The organism is Stenotrophomonas sp. 2201_Sma (assembly GCF_056486685.1).
Genome location: NZ_CM151329.1, coordinates 820,168 through 843,679, shown reverse-complemented (window position 1 = coordinate 843,679; position 23,512 = coordinate 820,168). Strand labels below are relative to the sequence as shown.

21 protein-coding genes and 4 tRNA genes are annotated in these 23,512 nt (G+C 63.3%); all 25 read right to left on the bottom strand.

What is annotated here, in order from left to right; genetic code table 11:
* Positions 1–2: 2 nt before the first annotated feature.
* The 25 genes from rpsC to ACZLIF_RS03685 all read right to left on the bottom strand — a co-directional run bounded on the left by rpsC (position 3) and on the right by ACZLIF_RS03685 (position 23,413).
* The gene (gene rpsC / locus ACZLIF_RS03805) at positions 3–737 is read right to left on the bottom strand and encodes a 30S ribosomal protein S3 (protein ID WP_004145350.1); all 735 of its coding nucleotides are present in this window, start codon (positions 735–737) and stop codon (positions 3–5) included.
* A gap of 18 nt (positions 738–755) precedes the next feature.
* Positions 756–1,091 (bottom strand): 50S ribosomal protein L22, encoded by a 336-nt coding sequence (rplV, locus tag ACZLIF_RS03800; RefSeq protein ID WP_080375339.1) that lies wholly within the window; start codon positions 1,089–1,091, stop codon positions 756–758.
* A gap of 12 nt (positions 1,092–1,103) precedes the next feature.
* Positions 1,104–1,373: a 30S ribosomal protein S19 gene (gene rpsS, locus ACZLIF_RS03795; RefSeq protein WP_005415413.1), complete on the bottom strand. Its 270-nt coding sequence runs from the start codon at positions 1,371–1,373 to the stop codon at positions 1,104–1,106.
* A gap of 6 nt (positions 1,374–1,379) precedes the next feature.
* A complete protein-coding gene (gene rplB / locus ACZLIF_RS03790; RefSeq protein ID WP_053519741.1) occupies positions 1,380–2,207 on the bottom strand; it encodes a 50S ribosomal protein L2 in 828 nt (275 codons plus the stop codon).
* Between the two features lie 10 nt (positions 2,208–2,217).
* Positions 2,218–2,517 (bottom strand): 50S ribosomal protein L23, encoded by a 300-nt coding sequence (gene rplW, locus ACZLIF_RS03785; RefSeq protein WP_004145338.1) that lies wholly within the window; start codon positions 2,515–2,517, stop codon positions 2,218–2,220.
* Entirely contained in the window at positions 2,514–3,119 is a 606-nt protein-coding gene (gene rplD, locus ACZLIF_RS03780) for a 50S ribosomal protein L4 (RefSeq protein ID WP_053519740.1), read from the bottom strand. Before rplD ends, rplW begins: the two co-directional genes overlap by 4 nt.
* A gap of 12 nt (positions 3,120–3,131) precedes the next feature.
* Positions 3,132–3,782: a 50S ribosomal protein L3 gene (gene rplC / locus ACZLIF_RS03775; RefSeq protein WP_004145336.1), complete on the bottom strand. Its 651-nt coding sequence runs from the start codon at positions 3,780–3,782 to the stop codon at positions 3,132–3,134.
* Between the two features lie 11 nt (positions 3,783–3,793).
* On the bottom strand, positions 3,794–4,105 hold the full coding sequence (gene rpsJ, locus ACZLIF_RS03770; RefSeq protein WP_005408208.1) for a 30S ribosomal protein S10: 312 nt from the start codon (positions 4,103–4,105) through the stop codon (positions 3,794–3,796).
* Between the two features lie 334 nt (positions 4,106–4,439).
* Positions 4,440–5,630 (bottom strand): elongation factor Tu, encoded by a 1,191-nt coding sequence (gene tuf / locus ACZLIF_RS03765; protein WP_065176003.1) that lies wholly within the window; start codon positions 5,628–5,630, stop codon positions 4,440–4,442.
* A gap of 52 nt (positions 5,631–5,682) precedes the next feature.
* Positions 5,683–7,824 (bottom strand): elongation factor G, encoded by a 2,142-nt coding sequence (gene fusA / locus ACZLIF_RS03760; RefSeq protein WP_049470847.1) that lies wholly within the window; start codon positions 7,822–7,824, stop codon positions 5,683–5,685.
* Positions 7,825–7,962: 138 nt separating this feature from the next.
* A complete protein-coding gene (gene rpsG, locus ACZLIF_RS03755) occupies positions 7,963–8,436 on the bottom strand; it encodes a 30S ribosomal protein S7 (protein WP_053519957.1) in 474 nt (157 codons plus the stop codon).
* A 12-nt stretch (positions 8,437–8,448) separates the two neighbouring features.
* A complete protein-coding gene (rpsL, locus tag ACZLIF_RS03750; protein WP_065722845.1) occupies positions 8,449–8,823 on the bottom strand; it encodes a 30S ribosomal protein S12 in 375 nt (124 codons plus the stop codon).
* Between the two features lie 333 nt (positions 8,824–9,156).
* Positions 9,157–13,380 carry a DNA-directed RNA polymerase subunit beta' gene (gene rpoC / locus ACZLIF_RS03745; protein WP_053519956.1) on the bottom strand — a complete coding sequence of 1,408 codons (4,224 nt, stop codon included), beginning with the start codon at positions 13,378–13,380 and terminating at the stop codon, positions 9,157–9,159.
* A gap of 89 nt (positions 13,381–13,469) precedes the next feature.
* On the bottom strand, positions 13,470–17,624 hold the full coding sequence (rpoB, locus tag ACZLIF_RS03740; RefSeq protein ID WP_053519955.1) for a DNA-directed RNA polymerase subunit beta: 4,155 nt from the start codon (positions 17,622–17,624) through the stop codon (positions 13,470–13,472).
* A gap of 321 nt (positions 17,625–17,945) precedes the next feature.
* Positions 17,946–18,314: a 50S ribosomal protein L7/L12 gene (gene rplL / locus ACZLIF_RS03735; protein ID WP_053519954.1), complete on the bottom strand. Its 369-nt coding sequence runs from the start codon at positions 18,312–18,314 to the stop codon at positions 17,946–17,948.
* Positions 18,315–18,377: 63 nt separating this feature from the next.
* Positions 18,378–18,908 (bottom strand): 50S ribosomal protein L10, encoded by a 531-nt coding sequence (gene rplJ / locus ACZLIF_RS03730; RefSeq protein ID WP_053519953.1) that lies wholly within the window; start codon positions 18,906–18,908, stop codon positions 18,378–18,380.
* 388 nt (positions 18,909–19,296) lie between these two features.
* A complete protein-coding gene (gene rplA, locus ACZLIF_RS03725; RefSeq protein WP_004154350.1) occupies positions 19,297–19,995 on the bottom strand; it encodes a 50S ribosomal protein L1 in 699 nt (232 codons plus the stop codon).
* 4 nt (positions 19,996–19,999) lie between these two features.
* Positions 20,000–20,428, bottom strand: a complete 429-nt coding sequence (rplK, locus tag ACZLIF_RS03720) for a 50S ribosomal protein L11 (protein WP_004145248.1) — start codon at positions 20,426–20,428, stop codon at positions 20,000–20,002.
* A 231-nt stretch (positions 20,429–20,659) separates the two neighbouring features.
* Positions 20,660–21,223 carry a transcription termination/antitermination protein NusG gene (gene nusG, locus ACZLIF_RS03715; protein WP_053519952.1) on the bottom strand — a complete coding sequence of 188 codons (564 nt, stop codon included), beginning with the start codon at positions 21,221–21,223 and terminating at the stop codon, positions 20,660–20,662.
* A gap of 10 nt (positions 21,224–21,233) precedes the next feature.
* Positions 21,234–21,647, bottom strand: coding sequence for a preprotein translocase subunit SecE (secE, locus tag ACZLIF_RS03710; RefSeq protein ID WP_053519951.1), 414 nt, complete (start codon positions 21,645–21,647; stop codon positions 21,234–21,236).
* Positions 21,648–21,695: 48 nt separating this feature from the next.
* Positions 21,696–21,771, bottom strand: a tRNA-Trp gene (locus ACZLIF_RS03705).
* A 103-nt stretch (positions 21,772–21,874) separates the two neighbouring features.
* Positions 21,875–23,065 (bottom strand): elongation factor Tu, encoded by a 1,191-nt coding sequence (gene tuf / locus ACZLIF_RS03700; protein ID WP_065176003.1) that lies wholly within the window; start codon positions 23,063–23,065, stop codon positions 21,875–21,877.
* A 39-nt stretch (positions 23,066–23,104) separates the two neighbouring features.
* Positions 23,105–23,180, bottom strand: a tRNA-Thr gene (locus ACZLIF_RS03695).
* Positions 23,181–23,228: 48 nt separating this feature from the next.
* Positions 23,229–23,302 (bottom strand) — tRNA-Gly (locus tag ACZLIF_RS03690).
* 25 nt (positions 23,303–23,327) lie between these two features.
* A tRNA-Tyr gene (locus ACZLIF_RS03685) sits at positions 23,328–23,413 on the bottom strand.
* Positions 23,414–23,512 lie beyond the last annotated feature (99 nt).

The following is a 23,512-nucleotide window of genomic DNA, read 5'->3' as shown; positions in this document are numbered from 1 at the left end:
CGTTACCTCGCTTCACGGGCCGGGCGCTGACGGTCACCACGGTCGCCGCGATCGTGACGATCGTTGCGCGACGGGGTGTCGTCCTGCTTTTCCTGGCCAACCTGGGAGAAATCGAAGACCTCGCCCTTGTAGATCCAGACCTTGATGCCGATGATGCCGTAGGTCGTCTTGGCTTCAGCGAAGCCATAGTCGATGTCGGCACGCAGGGTGTGCAGCGGCACGCGGCCTTCGCGGTACCACTCCGAACGGGCGATTTCAGCACCGTTGAGGCGGCCACCCACGTTGACCTTGATGCCCAGGGCACCCAGGCGCATCGCGTTGCCCACCGAGCGCTTCATTGCGCGGCGGAACATGATGCGACGCTCCAGCTGCTGGGCGATCGACTCGGCAACGAGCTGCGCGTCCAGTTCCGGCTTGCGCACTTCGGTGACGTTGATGTGCGCCGGAACGCCCATCATCTCGCTCACTTCCTTGCGCAGCTTCTCGATGTCCTCACCACGCTTGCCGATCACCACGCCCGGACGGGCGGTGTGGATCGTCACGCGCGCGGTCTTGGCCGGACGCTCGATCAGGATCTTGCTGATGCCGGCCTGAGCCAGCTTCTTGCGCAGCATTTCGCGAACTTTCAGGTCGGCTGCCAGGTAACCAGCGAACTCGGCCTTGTTGGCGTACCACTTGGAGTTCCAGTCCTTGGAAATACCGAGACGGATACCAATCGGATGAACTTTATGACCCATGGTCTTTTCCTTATCCGCTTACTTGCCGGCGCCCACAACCACAGTGATGTGGCTGGTGCGCTTGAGGATGCGGGTACCGCGGCCTTTCGCCCGCGCCATGAAACGCTTCAGGGTCGGACCTTCATCAACCATGATGGTCTGAACCTTCAGCTCGTCGACGTCGGCGCCCTGGTTGTTCTCGGCGTTGGCAATAGCCGACTCCACCACCTTCTTGATCAGGTGGGCAGCCTTCTTGTCCGAGAACTTCAGCAGATTGACCGCACGTTCGGCCGGCAGACCGCGCACCTGGTCAGCGACCAGGCGAGCCTTCTGCGGGGAGATGCGCGCAGTGCGCAGGATGGCTTTCGCTTCCATTGTCATCTCTCCTTACTTGCCCGACTTCTTGTCACCACCGTGACCCTTGAAGGTCCGGGTGATGGCAAATTCGCCGAGCTTGTGGCCGACCATGTTCTCGTTGACGAGAACCGGGATGTGGTTCTTGCCGTTATGCACGGCAATGGTGATGCCTACCATGTCAGGCAGGATCATCGAACGGCGCGACCAGGTCTTGATCGGCTTCTTGCTGCCCGCAGCGGCCTCCACCTTCTTGACGAGGTGGTGATCGACGAACGGGCCCTTCTTGAGTGAACGTGCCATGGTCGATTAGCCCCTACGATCGCGGACGATGAACTGCTGAGTGCGCTTGTTATGGCGCGTCTTGTAACCCTTGGTCGGGACACCCCACGGGGTGACCGGATGCGGGTTACCCTGGCCGGCCTTGGCCTCACCACCACCGTGCGGGTGGTCAACCGGGTTCATGGCAGCACCACGAACGGTCGGGCGGACGCCGCGCCAGCGCTTGGCACCGGCCTTGCCCAGCTTTTCCAGGCTGTGCTCGTCGTTGCCGACTTCGCCGATGGTGGCGCAGCACTCGACCGGAACCTTACGCATTTCACCCGAGCGCAGGCGCAGGGTGGCGTAGATGCCTTCGCGGGCGACCAGCTGCACGGCAGCACCTGCAGCGCGGGCGATCTGAGCGCCCTTGCCCGGCTTCAGCTCGATGCAGTGGATGGTGGTACCGACCGGGATGTTGCGCAGCGGCAGGGTGTTGCCCGCCTTGATCGGGGCATCCGAACCAGCGATCACCTGATCACCGGCCTTCAGGCCCTTCGGGGCGATGATGTAGCGACGCTCGCCGTCGACGTAGCACAGCAGGGCGATATGGGCGGTGCGGTTCGGATCGTATTCGATGCGTTCCACGCGCGCCGGGATGCCCAGCTTGTTGCGCTTGAAGTCGATGATGCGGTAGTGCTGCTTGTGGCCACCACCGACGTGACGGGTGGTGATGCGGCCGTGGTGGTTACGACCACCCGAGCGGCTCTGCGACTCGACCAGCGCAGCGTGCGGAGCACCCTTGTGCAGGTCGGGCGTAACCACGCGCACGGCCGAACGGCGGCCGGGGGAAGTGGGCTTGAATTTCATCAATGGCATGGGATGTACCTCAGGCCTTGGCCGTTACATCGATCGACTGGCCATCGGCCAGGCGAACGTACGCCTTGCGCCAATCGCCGCGGCGGCCAGCACGGTTACGGAAGGACTTGTTCTTGCCCTTGACGTTGACCACGTTGACGGCTTCGACCTTGACGTCGAACAGCTGCTCAACCGCGGCCTTTACATCGGCCTTGGTGGCTTCGTTCGAAACTTCGAAGACATACTGGTTGGAGAGTTCCTGCAGGCGCGCGGTCTTTTCGGAGACACGCGGGGCACGCAGCACGCTGAAGATTTTTTCGTTGCTGTTCATGCCAGCCACTCCTCGACCTTCTTGACCGCGTCAGCGGTGATGACGACCGTGTCGGCACCGACCAGCGACACCGGGTCCAGGCCCTGCACGTCACGCACCTGCACGTACGGCAGATTGCGGGCGGACAGGTACAGGTGCTCGGAGGCTTCCTCGGTGACGATCAGCGGGCGCTTGCCCACTTCCAGGCCGGCCAGCTTGGCGATCAGACCCTTCGTGCTGGTCGCTTCGACATCGAAGGCCTCCACGATGGTCAGACGGCCCTGACGGTTCAGCTCGGACAGGATCGCGCACATGGCGGCACGGTACTGCTTACGATTGACCTTCTGCTCGAAGCTGCGCGGCTTGGCCGCGAAGGTGACACCGCCGCCGACGAAGATCGGAGCCGTCAGTGCGCCATGACGCGCGCCGCCGCCCTTCTGCTTCTTCGACTTCTTGGTGGTACCAGCCACTTCGGAGCGAGTCTTCTGTGCCTTAGTGCCGGCGCGACCGGCGTTGCGGTAAGCAACGACGACCTGGTGGACCAGATCTTCGCTGAAATCGCGACCGAACACGGCGTCGGAGACCGAGACCTTGTTGTTGCTACCCGTGATAACGAGTTCCATCGTCATCTCTCCTTATGCCTTGCTCGCCGGACGGACGATCACATCGCCACCCGCCGCGCCAGGAACGGCGCCGCGAACCGCAATCAGACCGCGCTCGACGTCGACCTTGACCACTTCCAGGTTCTGGGTGCTCTGCTGCACCGCGCCCATGTGGCCCGACATCTTCTTGCCCGGGAAAACGCGACCCGGGGTCTGGCGCTGACCCAGCGAACCCGGCGCGCGATGCGACAGCGAGTTACCGTGGGTTGCATCGCCCATACGGAAGTTGTGGCGCTTGATGGTGCCCTGGAAACCCTTACCCTTGGTGACACCCTGGACGTCGACGATCTGGCCGACTTCGAAGATGTCCGCCTTGACTTCGCCGCCGACGGCGAAATCGCCGAGCTGCGCGTCTTCAACGCGGAATTCCCACAGGCCACGACCCGCTTCCACCTTCGCCTTGGCGAAGTGGCCGGCTTCCGGCTTGTTGACCAGGGCAGCGCGACGCGCGCCGACGGTCACCTGCACGGCGCTGTAGCCGTCGGTTTCGACGGTCTTGATCTGCGCGATGCGGTTCGGGGTGGCTTCGATCAGGGTCACCGGGATGGAACGACCATCTTCGGTGAACACGCGGCTCATGCCGGCCTTGCGGCCCACGAAGCCCAACGAATACTTCTTCGTCATGGTCGTAGTCCTCAGGTCAGCTTGATCTGAACGTCGACGCCGGCAGCCAGTTCGAGCTTCATCAGCGCGTCCACGGTCTTGTCATTCGGGTCAACGATATCGAGCACGCGCTTGTGCGTGCGGGTCTCGTACTGGTCACGCGCGTCCTTGTCGACGTGCGGGGAAACGAGAACGGTGTAACGCTCGATCTTGGTCGGCAGCGGGATCGGGCCACGCACTTGCGCGCCGGTCCGCTTTGCCGTTTCAACGATCTCGCTGGCCGAACGGTCGATCAGACGATGATCGAACGCTTTCAGCCGGATCCGGATCTTTTGGTCCGCCATGGCGGTAGGTTCCTTCGTTAAAAGAGCGACAGACAAAGCCTCTGGGTTGCTTTGCCCCATGAAATTCCTGCATACGGACGGCCCGCACTCCTGCAGGCCGACAAGGTCAATCCGTAGACCTCAAAAACGTAGGCAGACCAGTTTCCCGGCCTGCCCAGACGTAGAAGCATAATGGCACGCCAGGCAGACTGTCAACAGTCTCCTGTTGACGCCGCCTGAATGGCCTTGACCCTTCCTGGTCCGGGGAACACAAGGCACATCCTGTGCCTGCTTTCCCATTTTGATACGCCCCGATGCCCTACCCAGGCAACATCGGGGCGCAGAGTCTAACAGATTACTTGATGATCTTCGAGACCACGCCGGCGCCGACGGTGCGGCCACCTTCGCGGATGGCGAAGCGCAGGCCTTCGTCCATCGCGACCGGGTTGATCAGGGTCACGGTCATCTTGACGTTGTCACCCGGCATCACCATTTCCACGCCTTCCGGCAGCTTGGCAGCGCCGGTGATGTCGGTGGTGCGGAAGTAGAACTGCGGGCGGTAGCCGTTGAAGAACGGGGTGTGACGGCCGCCCTCGTCCTTCGACAGCACGTACACTTCGCCTTCGAACTCGGTGTGCGGGGTGATCGAACCCGGCTTGGCCAGAACCTGGCCGCGCTCGACGTCGTCACGCTTGGTGCCGCGCAGCAGCAGACCGGCGTTGTCGCCTGCCTGGCCCTGGTCCAGCAGCTTGCGGAACATTTCCACGCCGGTCACGGTGGTCTTCTGGGTCGGACGGATACCGACGATTTCGATTTCGTCACCAACCTTGATCACGCCGCGCTCGATACGACCGGTCACCACGGTGCCGCGGCCCGAGATCGAGAACACGTCTTCCACCGGCATCAGGAACGGCTTGTCGATCGCACGCTCCGGCTCCGGAATCCAGGTGTCCAGCGCGTCGACCAGCTTCAGGATCGCCGGCACGCCGATCTCGCTCTGGTCGCCTTCCAGCGCCAGGCGGGCCGAACCCGAGATGATCGGGGTGTCGTCGCCCGGGAACTCGTACTTGCTCAGCAGTTCGCGCACTTCCATTTCGACCAGCTCGAGCAGCTCGGCGTCGTCGACCATGTCAGCCTTGTTCAGGAACACCACGATGTACGGCACGCCGACCTGACGCGACAGCAGGATGTGCTCGCGGGTCTGCGGCATCGGGCCGTCAGCGGCCGAGCACACCAGGATCGCGCCGTCCATCTGGGCGGCACCGGTGATCATGTTCTTGACGTAGTCAGCGTGGCCCGGGCAGTCAACGTGGGCGTAGTGACGGGTCGGGGATTCGTATTCGACGTGCGCGGTCGAGATCGTGATGCCACGAGCCTTTTCTTCCGGTGCGGCGTCGATGGCGTCATACGCCTTGAACTCGCCACCGAAGCGCTCGGCGCCGATCTTGGTCAGCGCGGCGGTCAGCGTGGTCTTGCCGTGGTCGACGTGACCGATGGTGCCGACGTTGACGTGCGGCTTGGTGCGCTCGAACTTACCCTTTGCCATTGTTATATACCTTGATTGTTCGTAAGTGGTTTCAAGAGAGGCTGAGCGAGGCTCAGCCCTTCTTCATGACGGCTTCGGCGATGTTGGTCGGAGCCGGCTCGTAGTGATCGAATTCCATGGTGAAGGTGGCGCGGCCCTGGGTCTGCGAACGCAGCGCAGTGGCGTAGCCGAACATTTCACCCAGCGGGATCATCGCGTTGATGATGCTGGCCGAACCGTCACCGGTGGTGTCGGAACCCTGCAGCACGCCGCGACGACGGCTGACGTCGCCCATCACGTCACCCTGGTAATCCTCCGGGGTCACGATCTCGACCTTCATGATCGGCTCCAGCAGCACCGGCTTGGCCTTGGCGAAGCCCTGCTTGAAGGCCATCGACGAAGCCAGCTTGAACGCCATTTCCGAGGAGTCGACGTCGTGGTACGAACCGAACACCAGCTTCACCTTGACGTCCACGACCGGGAAGCCAGCCAGCGGGCCGCTGGTGATGGTTTCGCGCAGGCCCTTCTCGACCGACGGAATGAATTCCTTCGGGATCACGCCGCCGGTGATGTCGTTGATGAACAGGAAGTCGTCCTTGATGGCCGGAGCCAGCTTCGGATCGGCACGGTCTTCAGCGGTGATCGGCGACAGCTCGATCACGACGTGACCGTACTGACCCTTACCACCGGACTGCTTGGCGTGCTTGTAGTCCGACTTGACGTCGGCCAGGGTGATCGTTTCGCGGTAGGCCACCTGCGGCGCACCGACGTTGGCTTCAACGTTGAACTCGCGCTTCAGGCGGTCGACGATGATGTCCAGGTGCAGCTCGCCCATGCCGGAGATGATGGTCTGGCCGGATTCTTCGTCGGTCTTGACGCGGAACGACGGATCTTCCTGCGCCAGACGACCCAGGGCCAGACCCATCTTTTCCTGGTCCGACTTGGTCTTCGGCTCGACGGCCATCGAGATCACCGGCTCCGGGAACGTCATGCGCTCCAGGATGATCGGGGCGTCCACGGCGCACAGGGTGTCACCGGTGGTGGTGTCCTTCAGGCCCACGGCCGCAGCGATGTCACCCGCCAGAACTTCCTTGATTTCCTCGCGGTTGTTCGAGTGCATCTGCAGGATGCGGCCGATGCGCTCCTTCTTGCCCTTCACCGAGTTCAGCACGGTGTCACCACCGTTCAGCGTGCCCGAGTAGACGCGGAAGAAGGTCAGCGCGCCGACGAACGGGTCGGTGATGATCTTGAAGGCCAGCGACGAGAACGGCGCCTTGTCGTCCGACTTGCGGGTCATCTCGACGGTATCGTCGTCGACGTCCACGCCCTTCACGTCCGGCACATCGACCGGCGACGGCAGCAGCTGGATCACGCCGTCCAGCATGGCCTGCACGCCCTTGTTCTTGAACGCCGAGCCGCAGTACATCGGCACGATCTCGGTGGCCAGGGTGCGGGTACGCAGCGCGTTGATGATTTCAGCCTCGGCCAGCTCTTCGCCGCCCAGGTACTTCTCCATCAGCTCTTCGCTGGCTTCGGCAGCGGTCTCGACCATGAACTGGCGGGCTTCTTCAGCAGCCGCCTGCAGTTCAGCCGGGATGTCGCTGTACTCGAACTTCATGCCCTGCGAGGCTTCATCCCAGTGGATGGCCTTCATCTTCAGCAGGTCGACGACGCCCTTGAAGTTGTCTTCAGCGCCGATCGGCAGCTGCATCGGCACGGCAACCGCGCCCAGCTTGGCCTTCAGCTGGCCGACGACCTTCTGGAAGTTGGCACCGGTACGGTCCATCTTGTTGACGAACGCGATGCGCGGCACGTGGTACTTGTTGGCCTGGCGCCACACGGTTTCCGACTGCGGCTGCACGCCACCGACGGCACACAGCACGAACACCGCACCGTCGAGCACGCGCAGCGAGCGCTCCACTTCGATGGTGAAGTCGACGTGTCCGGGGGTGTCGATGATGTTGAAGCGATGCTCCGGCAGGGACTTGTCCATGCCCTTCCAGAACGCGGTGGTGGCAGCGGACTGGATCGTGATGCCACGCTCCTGCTCCTGCTCCATCCAGTCCATGGTGGCGGCGCCGTCATGCACTTCACCGATCTTGTGGCTCTTGCCGGTGTAGAACAGGATGCGCTCGGACGTGGTGGTCTTGCCGGCATCGATGTGAGCCATGATGCCGAAGTTACGGTAACGCTCGATGGGAGTGGAACGGGCCACGGGGAGCCTCTCAGATTTCTTGGATTTCGGATGGCCGAACGCCGCCTTTCGGCGGCCTTCGGGTTGGCGCAGTCCTTCTGGGACCGCGAGGCAGCACCTAGGTGGTGCTGCCCTGCCTGTTTTGCAAGGCCGTCAAACTCACCAGCGGTAGTGGGCGAATGCCTTGTTGGCTTCGGCCATGCGGTGGGTTTCTTCGCGCTTCTTGATGGCGCCACCACGGTTTTCCGAGGCGTCGATCAGTTCAGCAGCCAGCTTCTTCGGCATGGTGTTCTCACCACGCTTGCGCGCGGAGTCGATCAGCCAGCGCATGGCCAGAGCCATCTTGCGCGAGGCACGCACTTCGACCGGCACCTGGTAGGTGGCACCGCCGACGCGACGCGACTTGACTTCGACCGCCGGAGCGACGTTGTCCAGCGCCTTCTGCACCAGCTCGATGGCGTTGGCGCTGCTGTTCTTCTCGGTGATCACGTCCATGGCGCCGTACACGATCTTTTCGGCGACGGACTTCTTGCCGCTCTGCATGACCATGTTGATGAAGCGGGCGATGGTTTCGCTTCCGTGCTTCGGATCGGGCAGGACGGAACGCTGCGGAGTATTACCCTTACGCGACATAGTGCTCTCTCCTTAGGCCTTCGGACGCTTGGCGCCGTACTTGGAACGGGCCTGGCGACGCTTGGCAACGCCGGCGGCGTCGAGCGAGCCACGAACGGTGTGGTAACGCACACCCGGCAGGTCCCTGACGCGACCGCCGCGGATCAGGACCACGGAGTGCTCCTGCAGGTTGTGGCCTTCACCACCGATGTAGGAAATCACTTCTTCCTGGTTGGTCAGGCGGACCTTGGCAACCTTGCGAAGGGCCGAGTTCGGCTTCTTCGGAGTGGTGGTGTAGACACGGGTGCAGACGCCACGGCGCTGCGGGCACTTGTCGAGCGCCGGCGAGGCACTCTTGTAGGTGGTCGCTTGCCGCGGCTTGCGGACCAGCTGGTTGATCGTCGCCATCAGTAGGTTCTTCTGATTGGTGGCCGGAAAATCCGGCCAGAGATGCGGAAATGTTAAAGCAGGCCAAAATTCTGGCCTGCTGAGACAGACGATTGTAGCAACCTGCCAGGAACGACGTCAAACGCGCCCTGTCAAGCCCGTCCCTGATCCCGGAACGTTACTGGGGGGCCTCCATGTACCCCGTTCAGGTTCGACCGGCCCTCCACGGATGGAGCCGCCTGCCGCTACAGCCAGGTCGGACGGCCTGCGCCGCCCTGCCCTTCAAGCCCGCCCGGGCATGTCCCCGGGCGTTACCGCAAAGGTGGGTCCGGCCTTGCGGCCGGACCGGTCACCTCATTCCTCGCCCGCAGCCTGTTCGGTCTCGGCTTCCACTGCCGGAGCCTCGACCGCCGCCGGGGTGCCGGCCAGGGTCTGCATCTCCGACTCGGTGAGGCCGGACGCGCCACGACGGCGCTGGCTGTGGTACGCCAGACCGGTACCGGCCGGAATCAGACGGCCGACGATGACGTTTTCCTTCAGGCCACGCAGGTTGTCCGAGGTGCCGCGCACGGCCGCTTCGGTCAGCACACGGGTGGTCTCCTGGAACGACGCCGCCGAGATGAACGACTCGGTGGCCAGCGAGGCCTTGGTGATGCCCAGCAGGACCGGATCAAACCGCGCCGGCAGCTCGTTGCGGGTCGACAGGCGGGCATTCTCCTCGATAACGCGCTGGCGTTCGACCTGCTCGCCGTTCAGGAACTTGCTGCTGCCCTGATCGGTGATCTCGACCTTGCGCAGCATCTGGCGGGTGATCACCTCGATGTGCTTGTCGTTGATCTTCACGCCCTGCAGGCGGTACACGTCCTGGATTTCCTTGACCAGGTAGGCCGCCAGCGGTTCGACACCCAGCAGGCGCAGGATGTCCTGCGGGCTCGGCTCGCCGTCAACGATGGTTTCACCCTTGGTGACATGCTCGCCTTCGAACACGATGACCTGGCGGTACTTCGGAATCAGCTCTTCGTGCTCCGAACCATCGGTGTCCTTGATGATCAGGCGCTGCTTGCCCTTGGTGTCCTTGCCGAAGCTGATGATGCCCGAACGCTCGGCCAGCACCGCCGGATCCTTCGGCTTGCGCGCTTCGAAGAGGTCGGCCACGCGCGGCAGACCACCGGTGATGTCGCGGGTCTTCGAGGCTTCCTGCGGGATCTTGGCGACGACGTCGCCCACGCCCACCGGGGCGCCATCCTGCAGGTTGACGATCGAGCGCGGCGGCAGCAGGTACTGCGCCGGCAGATCGGTGCCCGGGATCGACAGGTCGTTGCCCTTGGCGTCGACGATGCGCACGATCGGGCGCAGGTCCTTGGCCTGGGTACCACGACGCTTCGGATCGGTGATTTCGCGCGAGGCCAGGCCGGTCAGCTCGTCGGTCTTCTCGATGACGGTGATGCCGTCGACGAAGTCGATGAAGCGGATGAAGCCGGCCACTTCCGACACGATCGGGTGGTTATGCGGATCCCAGTTGGCCACGGTCTGGCCAGCCTTGATCGCATCGCCGTCCTTGGACGTGATGGTCGCACCGTACGGCAGCTTGTAACGCTCACGCTCACGGCCGTGGGCATCGAGCACCGAGATTTCGCCCGAGCGCGACACTGCCACCAGCGAGCCGTTGGCATGCTCGACCGACTTGAGGTTGCTGAACTTGACCGAGCCGGTGGTCTTGACGGTGATGTTGTCGACCGCAGCAGCTCGCGACGCCGCACCACCGATGTGGAAGGTACGCATGGTCAGCTGGGTACCCGGCTCACCGATGGACTGGGCGGCGATGACGCCGACCGCTTCACCGATGTTGACCAGATGGCCACGGGCCAGATCGCGGCCGTAGCAGCGAGCGCAGACACCGAAGGCCGATTCGCACGAAATCGTCGAACGCACCTTGATGCTCTGCACGCCGGCATCTTCCAGCTTGGCGACCCACTGCTCGTCCAGCAGGGTGTTGCGGGTGACGATCGGATCTTCGTCGTTGCCCGGCAGGAACACGTCCTCGGCAACCACGCGACCCAGCACGCGGTCCTTCAGCGGCTCGACCACGTCACCGCCTTCCACGATCGGGGTCATGATCAGGCCTTCGGTGGTACCGCAATCCACCTCGGTGATCACCACGTCCTGCGCCACGTCGACCAGTCGACGGGTCAGGTAACCCGAGTTCGCGGTCTTCAGCGCGGTATCGGCCAGACCCTTACGGGCACCGTGGGTGGAGTTGAAGTACTCCTGCACGTTCAGGCCTTCGCGGAAGTTCGCCTTGATGGGCGTCTCGATGATCGAGCCGTCCGGGCGGGCCATCAGGCCGCGCATGCCGGCCAGCTGACGGATCTGCGCCTGGCTGCCTCGTGCACCGGAGTCGGCCATGATGTACAGCGAGTTCATCGACTTCTGATCGATGGTCTCACCCTTGGCATTGACGACCTTCTCGGTACCGATGGTGTCCATCATCGCCTTGGCGATGCGCTCGTTGGTGCGCGACCAGATGTCGACCACCTTGTTGTAGCGCTCGCCAGCGGTGACCAGACCCGACTGGTACTGCTCCTGGATTTCCAGCACTTCGGCTTCGGCCTCGGTGAGGATGCCGCGCTTCTCGTCCGGGATCAGCATGTCGTCGATACCGATCGACACGCCGGCGCGGGTTGCGTAGGCGAAGCCGGTGTACATCAGCTTGTCGGCGAACACGACCGTGTCCTTCAGACCCAGCTGACGGTAGCTGGAGTTGATCAGGCGCGAGATGTTCTTCTTGGTCAGCTCGGTGTTGGCCAGCGCGAACGGCAGGCCTTCCGGCAGGATTTCAGCCAGCAGGGCGCGACCGATCGTGGTATCCACGATCGAGGTCTTGTTCTGCTTGTTGCCTTCCTCGTCGGTCACCACTTCGGTGATGCGGACCTTGACCTTGGCGTGCAGTTCCACCACGCGGTTGTCGTAGGCGCGCTTGACTTCGGCGATGTTGGCGAAGGCCATGCCCTCGCCCTTCTTGTTTTCCAGCGAGCGGGTCATGTAGTACAGACCCAGCACGACGTCCTGCGACGGCACGATGATCGGCTCGCCGTTGGCCGGCGACAGGATGTTGTTGGTCGACATCATCAGCGCACGCGCTTCCAGCTGGGCTTCCAGCGAGAGCGGCACGTGGACGGCCATCTGGTCACCGTCGAAGTCGGCGTTGAACGCGGTGCAGACCAGCGGATGCAGCTGGATGGCCTTGCCTTCGATCAGCACCGGCTCGAACGCCTGGATGCCCAGACGGTGCAGGGTCGGCGCGCGGTTCAGCATCACCGGATGCTCGCGGATGACCTCTTCCAGGATGTCCCAGACTTCGGCTTCTTCGCGCTCGACCAGCTTCTTGGCGGCCTTGATGGTGGTGGCCAGGCCACGACGCTGCAGCTTGGCGAACACGAACGGCTTGAACAGCTCCAGCGCCATCTTCTTCGGCAGGCCGCACTGGTGCAGGCGCAGGTACGGACCGACCACGATGACCGAACGGCCCGAGTAGTCCACGCGCTTGCCCAGCAGGTTCTGACGGAAGCGACCCTGCTTGCCCTTGATCATGTCGGCCAGCGACTTCAGCGGGCGCTTGTTGGTGCCGGTGATGGCACGGCCACGGCGACCGTTGTCCAGCAGCGCATCGACCGATTCCTGCAGCATGCGCTTTTCATTGCGCACGATGATGTCCGGCGCGCTCAGTTCGAGCAGGCGGCGCAGGCGGTTGTTGCGGTTGATGACGCGACGGTACAGGTCGTTCAGGTCCGAGGTCGCGAAGCGGCCACCGTCCAGCGGCACCAGCGGACGCAGGTCCGGCGGCAGCACCGGCAGCACGGTCATCACCATCCATTCCGGACGGTTGCCCGACTCCAGGAAGGCCTCGATCAGCTTGATGCGCTTGGTCAGTCGCTTCAGCTTGGTTTCCGAACCGGTCGCGGCGATCTCCTCGCGCAGGCGGGTCATCTCCGACTGCAGGTCGATCGTGCGCAGCAGTTCGTACACGGCCTCGGCGCCCATGGCGGCGTCGAAGTCGTCACCGTGCTCCTGGCGGGCCTGCAGGTACTGTTCTTCGGTCAGCAGCTGGCGGCGCTCCAGGGCGGTCAGGCCCGGCTCGGTCACCACGTAGGCTTCGAAGTACAGCACGCGCTCGATGTCGCGCAGGGTCATGTCCAGCATCAGGCCGATGCGCGACGGCAGCGACTTGAGGAACCAGATGTGCGCGACCGGCGAGGCCAGGTCGATGTGGCCCATGCGCTCGCGGCGCACCTTGGCCAGGGTCACTTCAGTGCCGCACTTCTCGCAGACCACGCCGCGGTGCTTCATGCGCTTGTACTTGCCGCACAGGCACTCGTAGTCCTTGACCGGGCCGAAGATGGCGGCGCAGAACAGGCCGTCGCGTTCCGGCTTGAAGGTACGGTAGTTGATGGTTTCCGGCTTCTTCACTTCGCCGAAGGACCACGAGCGGATCAGGTCCGGCGAAGCCAGCGCGATCTTGATCGCGTCGAAGTCCAGCGTCTGGCGCTGCTGGTTGAAGAGATTGAGCAGGTCTTTCATGGTGTTCTCCAGAAGGAGGAATGCTGTGTCGATGGGCTTTCAGGTCACTGCCAGCGGCGCGGCGGAGAGAGCCGCCGCGCCGGCATGGATCAGTTGTCTTCCAGTTCCATGTTGATGGCCAGCGAGCGGATTTCCTTCACGAGCACGTTGAAGGATTCCGGCATGCCCGCGACCATCTCGTGCTCACCGTCGACGATGTTCTTGTACATCTGGTTGCGGCCCTGCACGTCATCGGACTTCACCGTCAGCATTTCCTGCAGGGTGTAGGCCGCGCCGTAGGCTTCCAGCGCCCAGACTTCCATTTCACCGAAGCGCTGACCACCGAACTGCGCCTTGCCGCCCAGCGGCTGCTGGGTAACGAGCGAGTACGGACCGGTCGAACGCGCGTGCATCTTGTCGTCGACCAGGTGGTTCAGCTTCAGGTAGTGCATGTAACCCACGGTGGTGTGGCGATCGAACGCTTCACCGGTGCGGCCGTCGTACAGCTGGGTCTGGCCACTGCTCGGCAGATCGGCCAGTTCCAGCATGCGCTTGATTTCCGCTTCGGTGGCACCGTCGAACACCGGGGTGGCCATCGGCACGCCGTCGGTGAGGTTGCGGGCCAGGCGCAGCAGCTCCTCGTCGCTGAACTGCGACAGGTCGACACGGTTGGCCACGTTGGTGTCATCGTGGTTGTAGATGTCGTCCAGGAACCGGCGCAGGTCGGCAACGGCCGCCTGGGCTTCCAGCATCGCCTGGATCTTGCGGCCCAGGCCCTTGGCGGCCCAACCCAGGTGCACTTCCAGGATCTGGCCGATGTTCATACGCGACGGCACGCCCAGCGGGTTCAGCACGATATCCACGGTTTCGCCCGAGGCCATGTACGGCATGTCCTCGACCGGCACCACGTTGGACACCACACCCTTGTTGCCGTGGCGACCTGCCATCTTGTCGCCCGGCTGGATGCGGCGCTTCACGGCCAGGAACACCTTGACCATCTTCAGCACACCCGGAGCCAGGTCGTCGCCTGCGGTGATCTTGCCGCGCTTGTCGGCGAAGCGACGCTCGAATTCCTTCTCGTGCGCCTGGATCTGCTTCTGGGCGCGCTCGATGGCTTCCGAAGCGTCCTCGTCCTTCATGCGCAGCACGAACCAGTCAGCCTTCTTCAGGCCGTCCAGGTACGCGTCGGTGATGACGTCACCCTTCTTCAGGCCGGCACCGCCGTTGACCACCTTGCCGACGATCTGCGAACGCAGACGCATGTAGATGGCGGCTTCCAGGATGCGGAACTGGTCGTCGAAGTCCTTCTTGACGCGCTTGATTTCCGACTCTTCGATCTGGCGCGCACGCTTGTCCTTCTCGATGCCGTCGCGGGTGAAGACCTGCACGTCGATGACGGTGCCGTCCATGCCCGGCGGAACGCGCAGCGAGCTGTCCTTAACGTCCGAAGCCTTCTCGCCGAAGATCGCGCGCAGCAGCTTCTCTTCCGGGGTCAGCTGGCTCTCGCCCTTCGGCGTGACCTTGCCGACCAGGATGTCGCCGGCGCGGACTTCCGCACCGATGTACACCACGCCGCTCTCGTCCAGGCGGTTCAGCGCCTGCTCGGAAACGTTCGGGATGTCGGCGGAGATTTCCTCCGGCCCCAGCTTGGTGTCGCGCGCGACGCAGGTCAGCTCTTCGATGTGGATCGTGGTGTAGCGATCCTCTTCCACCACGCGCTCGGAGAGCAGGATGGAGTCTTCGAAGTTGTAGCCGTTCCACGGCATGAACGCGATCAGCATGTTCTGGCCCAGGGCCAGTTCGCCGATGTCGGTGGACGGACCGTCGGCGAGCACGTCGCCGCGGGCGATGACGTCACCCACCTGGACCAGCGGACGCTGGTTGATGCAGGTGTTCTGGTTGGAACGGGTGTACTTGACCAGGTTGTAGATGTCGACGCCGGCGTCGGTGGCACCGACGATCTCTTCCTCGACCACCTTGACCACGATGCGGGCGGCGTCGATCTGCACGATCTCACCGCCACGACGGGCGTTCACGGTCACACCGGAGTCACGCGCCACGGCGCGCTCGATGCCGGTGCCGACCAGCGGCTTCTGCGAACGCAGGGTCGGCACGGCCTGACGCTGCATGTTCGCGCCCATCAGTGCGCGGTTGGCGTCATCGTGCTCCAGGAACGGCACCAGCGCGGCCGCGATCGACACGGTCTGCATCGGCGAGACGTCCATGAAGTGGACCTCCGCCGGCGGCTTCAGCAGCGACTCGCCCTGGTAGCGGCACGGCACGAACTGCTCGGTCAGCATGCTCTTGGCATCGGTCAGGGCGTTGGCCTGGGCGATGACGTACTCGTTTTCCTCGATCGCCGACAGGAACTCGATCTCGTCGGAGACCTTGCCGTCCACGACCTTGCGGTACGGGGTCTCGAGGAAACCGTACTGGTTGGTGCGGGCGTACACGGCCAGCGAGTTGATCAGGCCGATGTTCGGGCCTTCCGGCGTTTCGATGGTGCAGACGCGGCCGTAGTGGGTCGGGTGCACGTCGCGCACTTCGAAGCCGGCGCGCTCACGGGTCAGGCCGCCCGGGCCCAGGGCCGAGACGCGACGCTTGTGGGTCACTTCCGACAGCGGGTTGTTCTGATCCATGAACTGTGACAGCTGCGAGGAGCCGAAGAACTCCTTGATGGCGGCAGCGACCGGCTTGGCGTTGATCAGTTCCTGCGGCGTCAGGCCTTCGGACTCGGCCATCGACAGGCGTTCCTTGACCGCGCGCTCGACGCGGACCAGGCCGACGCGGAACACGTTCTCGGCCATTTCACCGACCGAACGCACGCGACGGTTGCCCAGGTGATCGATGTCGTCGACCACGCCGCGACCATTGCGGATCTCGGTCAGGACCTTGATCACGTCCAGGATGTCGGAGCTGTCGCCATGGGCAGCGACCAGGCGCTTGGACTCTTCGTCGTTGCGCTCACCGAAGTACTTGCTGTCGTACAGCACGGCTTCGCCGGTGGTTTCCTTGCGGCCCACGCGACGGTTGAACTTCATGCGGCCGACCGCGGACAGGTCGTAGCGCTCGAAGGTGAAGAACAGGTTGTGGAACAGGTTCTGCGCGGCGTCCTTGGTCGGCGGCTCGCCCGGACGCATCATGCGGTAGATCTCGACCAGTGCTTCCAGCTGGGTCTTGGTCGGATCGATGCGCAGGGTGTTGGACAGGTACGGACCACGATCCAGGTCGTTCACCCACAGGGTACCGACCGCATCGACGCCTGCCTTGCGGAAGTTCTGCAGCTGCTCTTCGCTGATCTCGTCATTGGCCTGGGCCAGCAGTTCGCCGGTCGAGGCATCAACCACGTCGTGCGACAGGATGCGGCCGACCAGGTAGTCGTCCGGCACGGCCAGGGCCGCAATGCCCGAGGCTTCCAGCTGCTTGATGTGGCGCGCGGTGATGCGCTTGCCGGCTTCCACGATGACCTTGTCGCCGTCGGCGAGGTCGAAGCCCAGGGTTTCGCCACGCAGGCGCTCCGGCACCAGCTCCAGCTGGACGCCTTCATCCGGGTTGATGTGGAAGGTGTTGATCTCGAAGAACTCGGCCAGCATCTCTTCGTTGCTGTAGCCAAGCGCGCGCAGCAGGATCGACACCGGCAGCTTGCGGCGGCGGTCGATACGGGTGAACAGCGCGTCCTTCGGGTCGAACTCGAAGTCCAGCCAGGAACCGCGGTAGGGGATGATGCGGGCGCTGTACAACAGCTTGCCCGAGCTGTGGGTCTTGCCGCGGTCGTGGTCGAAGAACACGCCCGGCGAACGGTGCAGCTGCGAGACGATGACGCGCTCGGTGCCGTTGACGATGAAGGTGCCGTTCTCGGTCATCAGCGGGATTTCGCCCAGATAGACCTCCTGCTCCTTCACGTACTTGATGGCCTTGGTCGACGACTCGCGGTCGTAGATCACCAGGCGCACGGTCACGCGCAGCGGAGCGCCGTAGCTCATGCCGCGCTGGCGGCATTCACGTTCGTCGAAGACCGGCTCGCCCAGCTTGTAGCCGACGTACTCCAGGGCGGCATTGCCGCTGTAGCTGGCGATCGGGAAGACCGACTTCAGCGCGGCGTGCAGGCCATGATCGGCACGCTTGGCCGGATCGATGTTCTCCTGCAGGAAATCACGGTAGGAATCCACCTGGATCGCGAGCAGGAACGGCACTTCGAGAATCGAGCGCTGCTTGCCGAAATCCTTGCGGATACGCTTCTTTTCGGTGAACGAATAGGACGTCATGAGGTCTTCCACCTTGTTGTGCGGGCCGTGCGTCCACGACCCTGAAGGGAACTTTGAAATTGTCAGTTGGAAGTCGCTGGTATTGCCGGCACCAGCACGCCTTCTCCCGCTACTTCCAACTGCCAACTCGTCTGCATCTACTTCCCTGCTGCCGCGCGATGCGCGGGCGTGCCGGGATTTGACCGCAGCCCGTGTTGGGCTTTCTACCGCCTGATTCCACCCGCGCAGTACGCGGGCCTGCAACAACGACCAAAGGCCGGGGGCTTACGCCCCCAGCCTTGGCTGCATCGCCGAGAATCGATGACGATGCAAAGGAAGTGCTTACTTGACTTCGACAGTCGCGCCAGCAGCTTCCAGGTCCTTCTTCATCTTCTCGGCGTCGTCCTTCGAAGCGCCTTCCTTCAGGACGCCACCAGCTTCGGCCAGGTCCTTCGCTTCCTTCAGGCCCAGGCCGGTGATGGCGCGGACGGCCTTGATGACTTCGACCTTCTTCTCGCCGGCCGACTTCAGGGTGACGGTGAACTCGGTCTGCTCTTCAACAGCAGCGGCCGGGCCAGCGGCAGCAGCCACGGCAACCGGAGCAGCGGCGGAGACGCCGAACTTCTCTTCGATGGCCTTGACCAGCTCCATCACTTCCATCAGGGACTTCTCGGCGATGGCGTCGACGATCTGTTCGTTGGTAAGGGACATGATTAATACCTTTGGATGATTTTCTGGGTTGAGGTTCCGTCAGGAACCACGGTAAGTCGAAACTCAGGCGGTCTCGGCGGCCGGCTCGGCAGCGGCGGTTTCGCCACCACCCTGCTTCTCGCCAACAGCCTTGATGGCGCGGGCGAACATCGTGACCGGCTCGGTCAGGACGCGGGCCAGCATGGCCAGGGCCTGATCGCGGGTCGGCAGCGAGGCCAGCACGTCGACGTGGCTTGCCGGGAACACTTCGCCACCGATGGCGACGACCTTAGCCTTCAGCTTGTCGTTGCCCTTGGCGGCTTCCTTGATCAGGCGACCGGCAGCGCCGGGCTCCTCGAGCGAGAACGCGTACAGCAGCGGACCAACCATCTGGTCCTGGGCCACGGCGAACTCGGTGCCTTCAACGGCGCGCGAAGCCAGGGTGTTCTTGACAACCTTCAAGAAAACACCGGTTTCACGAGCCTGCTTGCGCATCGCGGTCATCTGGGCGACCGTGGTGCCAGCGTATTCGGCTGCGATCAAGGAGTGGGCCTTGGCGGCGACGTCTGCCAGCTCGGCGACTACTTCTTGCTTCTGGGACAGATTGAGAGCCATTGCACTCCTCCAATTGAACTCCGCTTACGGCTCCTGCCGTGTGCGGTCCTGTGCGGCATCCGTCCTGGACGCCGGGAACACCAGGATGATGTTCCGGGGGGTGGGCCGTTCTAGACCTGGAGTGGGCCAACCTGGGAAACCCAGACGTGCGTGAACCAGAAAAACTCCAGAAGGGCACCATCTACGCAGGGTGATTCCGGGGAATCGATTAAGCGTTCATGACTGTTCCGGCGGCGACTCCCTGCCATATCGAGCTTCCGTGCCCGTCGCCGGCCCTGCCACGACCGCGCCTGCGGTCTTTGACGGCTACCGCAGGCGGTGGGCTGCCTGCGATGCCTTCAAATGTCACGGTCACGGCACCCGAAAGTACCGTGACCGCTTGAAACAATTACTTCAGGGTCAGCGACGACTGGTCGACGGTGACGCCCGGGCCCATCGTCGAGCTGACCGAAACCTTCTGCAGGTAGGTGCCCTTCGAGGTGGCCGGCTTGGCCTTGATCAGGTCCAGCAGCAGCGCGGTCAGGTTCGACTTCAGCGCGTCTTCGGCGAAGTCGGCCTTGCCGATGGTGCAGTGAATGATGCCAGCCTTGTCGGTGCGGTAACGGACCTGGCCCGACTTGGCGTTCTTCACGGCTTCACCCGGGTTCGGGGAAACGGTGCCGACCTTCGGGTTCGGCATCAGGCCGCGCGGGCCCAGCACGGTGCCCAGCTTACCGACAACGCGCATGGCGTCCGGGGTCGCGATGACGACGTCGTAGTTCAGATCGCCAGCCTGCATCTTCTCGGCCAGGTCATCCATGCCGACGGCTTCGGCGCCAGCGGCCAGGGCTTCATCAGCCTTGGCACCGGCCGGAGCGAACACGGCAACGCGGACCGACTTGCCGGTACCGGCCGGCAGGACGGTGGAGCCACGGACCTGCTGGTCGGACTTCTTCGCGTCGACGCCCAGGCGCACAGCAACGTCGATCGACTCGACGAACTTGGCCTTGGTGGCGCTCTTCAGGATGTTGATCGCGTCCTCGAAGGCGTAAGCCTTGCCCGGAACGACGGCGGCCTTGATGGCCTTCTCACGCTTGGTCTGTGCCATCTTCTTAACCCTCCACCACGAGGCCCATGGAACGGGCAGAGCCAGCGATGGTACGCACGGCGGCGTCCAGGTCGGCGGCAGTCAGATCCGGCTCCTTCGCCTTGGCGATCTCTTCCAGCTGCTTACGGGTGACCTTGCCGACCTTCTCGGTGTTCGGGCGCTTGGAGCCCGACGAGATGCCAGCGGCCTTCTTCAGCAGGGTGGTGGCCGGGGTGCTCTTGGTGATGAAGGTGAACGTACGGTCCGAGTAGGCCGTGATGATCACCGGAACCGGCAGACCCGGCTCGAGCTTCTGCGTGGCAGCGTTGAACGCCTTGCAGAATTCCATGATGTTCAGGCCGCGCTGACCCAGCGCAGGACCGACCGGCGGCGAGGGGTTGGCCTGACCGGCCTTCACCTGCAGCTTGATGTAACCGACAACTTTCTTTGCCATGTGAGTACTCTCCGGGTGCTAGCGCCTTTCGACAACAGGCTCCCCATCGGACCGGGAATCACGCGTCCCGGCATCGCGTTTTGAAATCATGCCGAAGGCCACCTTGCGGTGGCCTCGTCCTGCTGGCTTCCCAGCGGGGAGCCGCGCACTATATCAGGTTTTGGGCGCCCTGTCTGAACAGGGAGGGCGACCTGAAGGCTGCCAGCCCGTGGCCGGCAGCATCACCGGGCATCAGCCGGTCTGCTTCTCGACCTGGCCGAACTCGAGCTCGACCGGGGTGGCACGACCGAAGATCAGCACCGAGACGCGCAGACGGCTCTTCTCGTAGTTGACTTCTTCGACCACACCATTGAAATCGTTGAACGGACCATCGGTGACGCGGACCATCTGGCCCGGCTCGAACAGCACCTTCGGACGCGGCTTCTCGACACCTTCCTGAACGCGATTCAGGATGGACTCGGCTTCGGAATCGGCAATCGGCAGCGGACGATCGGCGGTACCGCCGATGAAGCCCATCACGCGCGGGGTTTCCTTGACCAGGTGCCAGCTTTCGTTGTCGATGCGCGGAATACCGGCCTCTTCGTGGGTCTCGATCTGGACCAGCACGTAACCCGGGAAGAACTTGCGCTCGGACCGGCGCTTCTGGCCGGCGCGCATCTCGATCACTTCCTCGGTCGGAACCAGGACGTCGCCGAAGCGCTCTTCCATGCCATCACGGACGATGCGATCACGCAGAGCCTGCGCCACCGACTTCTCGAAGCCCGAATAGGCGTGAACGACGTACCAACGCTTCATGCAATTCTCCTTAGCGGCTCAGGAACCACTGAGTCAGTTTCTGGATCAGGAAGTCGAAGCCACCCAGCAGCAGGCTGAGGATGAGCACCACGACAATCACGACCCAGGTCATGCGAACGGCTTCCTGGCGCGTCGGCCAGACCACCTTGCGCAGTTCGAAGCGCGACTCGGAGAGGAATTCGCGGGTGTCGCGCCCCTTGCCGGTCAGCATGAACACGCCGATACCGCCAACCAGACCGACCACGACCGCCAACGCACGCAGCTGACCCGCCCACGCGCCCAGCTGGGCGGCGCGACCGGAGTCGGCGGAGAACCAGAACCAGACGAACAGACCCGCCAGCACCAGCAGGGATGCGGCAACGTACTTGACGATATCTCCACCGCTGGCGGAGGTGTCCTTGGAATGTTCGATCTTGCTATTCATCCGGTGTGTCTGCTTTAGCGGCAAGAGCCGCTGGATAAGGTGGGCAGATGGCACGCCAGGAGGGACTCGAACCCCCAACCTGCGGTTTTGGAGACCGCTGCTCTGCCAATTGAGCTACTGGCGTACGTTTTGAAACTTGCCTTCCCTTAGACGGCGAAGGCGGACCGAGGTTCCCGGCCCGCCACTCGCGCGACCGGCAGCGCTATGCAACCGCCGGTACTGCAGGCTTACTTGATGATCTTCGAGACCACGCCGGCGCCGACGGTGCGGCCACCTTCGCGGATGGCGAAGCGCAGGCCTTCGTCCATCGCGACCGGGTTGATCAGGGTCACGGTCATCTTGACGTTGTCACCCGGCATCACCATTTCCACGCCTTCCGGCAGCTTGGCAGCGCCGGTGATATCGGTGGTGCGGAAGTAGAACTGCGGGCGGTAGCCGTTGAAGAACGGGGTGTGACGGCCGCCCTCGTCCTTCGACAGCACGTACACTTCGCCTTCGAACTCGGTGTGCGGGGTGATCGAACCCGGCTTGGCCAGAACCTGGCCACGCTCGACGTCGTCACGCTTGGTGCCGCGCAGCAGCAGACCGGCGTTGTCACCTGCCTGGCCCTGGTCCAGCAGCTTGCGGAACATTTCCACGCCGGTCACGGTGGTCTTCTGGGTCGGACGGATACCGACGATTTCGATTTCGTCACCAACCTTGATCACGCCGCGCTCGATACGACCGGTCACCACGGTGCCGCGGCCCGAGATCGAGAACACGTCTTCCACCGGCATCAGGAACGGCTTGTCGATCGCACGCTCCGGCTCCGGAATCCAGGTGTCCAGCGCGTCGACCAGCTTCAGGATCGCCGGCACGCCGATCTCGCTCTGGTCGCCTTCCAGCGCCAGGCGGGCCGAACCCGAGATGATCGGGGTGTCGTCGCCCGGGAACTCGTACTTGCTCAGCAGTTCGCGCACTTCCATTTCGACCAGCTCGAGCAGCTCGGCGTCGTCGACCATGTCAGCCTTGTTCAGGAACACCACGATGTACGGCACGCCGACCTGACGCGACAGCAGGATGTGCTCGCGGGTCTGCGGCATCGGGCCGTCAGCGGCCGAGCACACCAGGATCGCGCCGTCCATCTGGGCAGCACCGGTGATCATGTTCTTGACGTAGTCAGCGTGGCCCGGGCAGTCAACGTGGGCGTAGTGACGGGTCGGGGATTCGTATTCGACGTGCGCGGTCGAGATCGTGATGCCACGAGCCTTTTCTTCCGGTGCGGCGTCGATGGCGTCATACGCCTTGAACTCGCCACCGAAGCGCTCGGCGCCGATCTTGGTCAGCGCGGCGGTCAGCGTGGTCTTGCCGTGGTCGACGTGACCGATGGTGCCGACGTTGACGTGCGGCTTGGTGCGCTCGAACTTACCCTTGGCCATGGCTGCTTATCTCGAATTCGTCTGGTGTGGTGCTGAAGATGGTGCTCACGAAAGGAATCGAACCTTCGACCTCTTCCTTACCAAGGAAGTGCTCTACCGACTGAGCTACGTGAGCGAGTTTTGCATTATGGCATGAACTCGATAATATTCAAAGTTCATTCAATGGAGCGGGAGACGGGAATCGAACCCGCACCATCAGCTTGGAAGGCTGAGGTTCTACCATTGAACTACTCCCGCACCGGGAAGTGCCACAACGTGAAGCTGGTGGAGGGAGGTGGATTCGAACCACCGAAGGCGTAAGCCAGCAGATTTACAGTCTGCCCCCGTTGGCCGCTTGGGTATCCCTCCGTTTCAACCCCATCCCGTGCCGCCGAAGCGTTGCGGTGTGTGGTGGTGAGCCCGCAATTCTGGAGATGAAGCGGGGGCCTGTCAACGCTTTTTTTCACT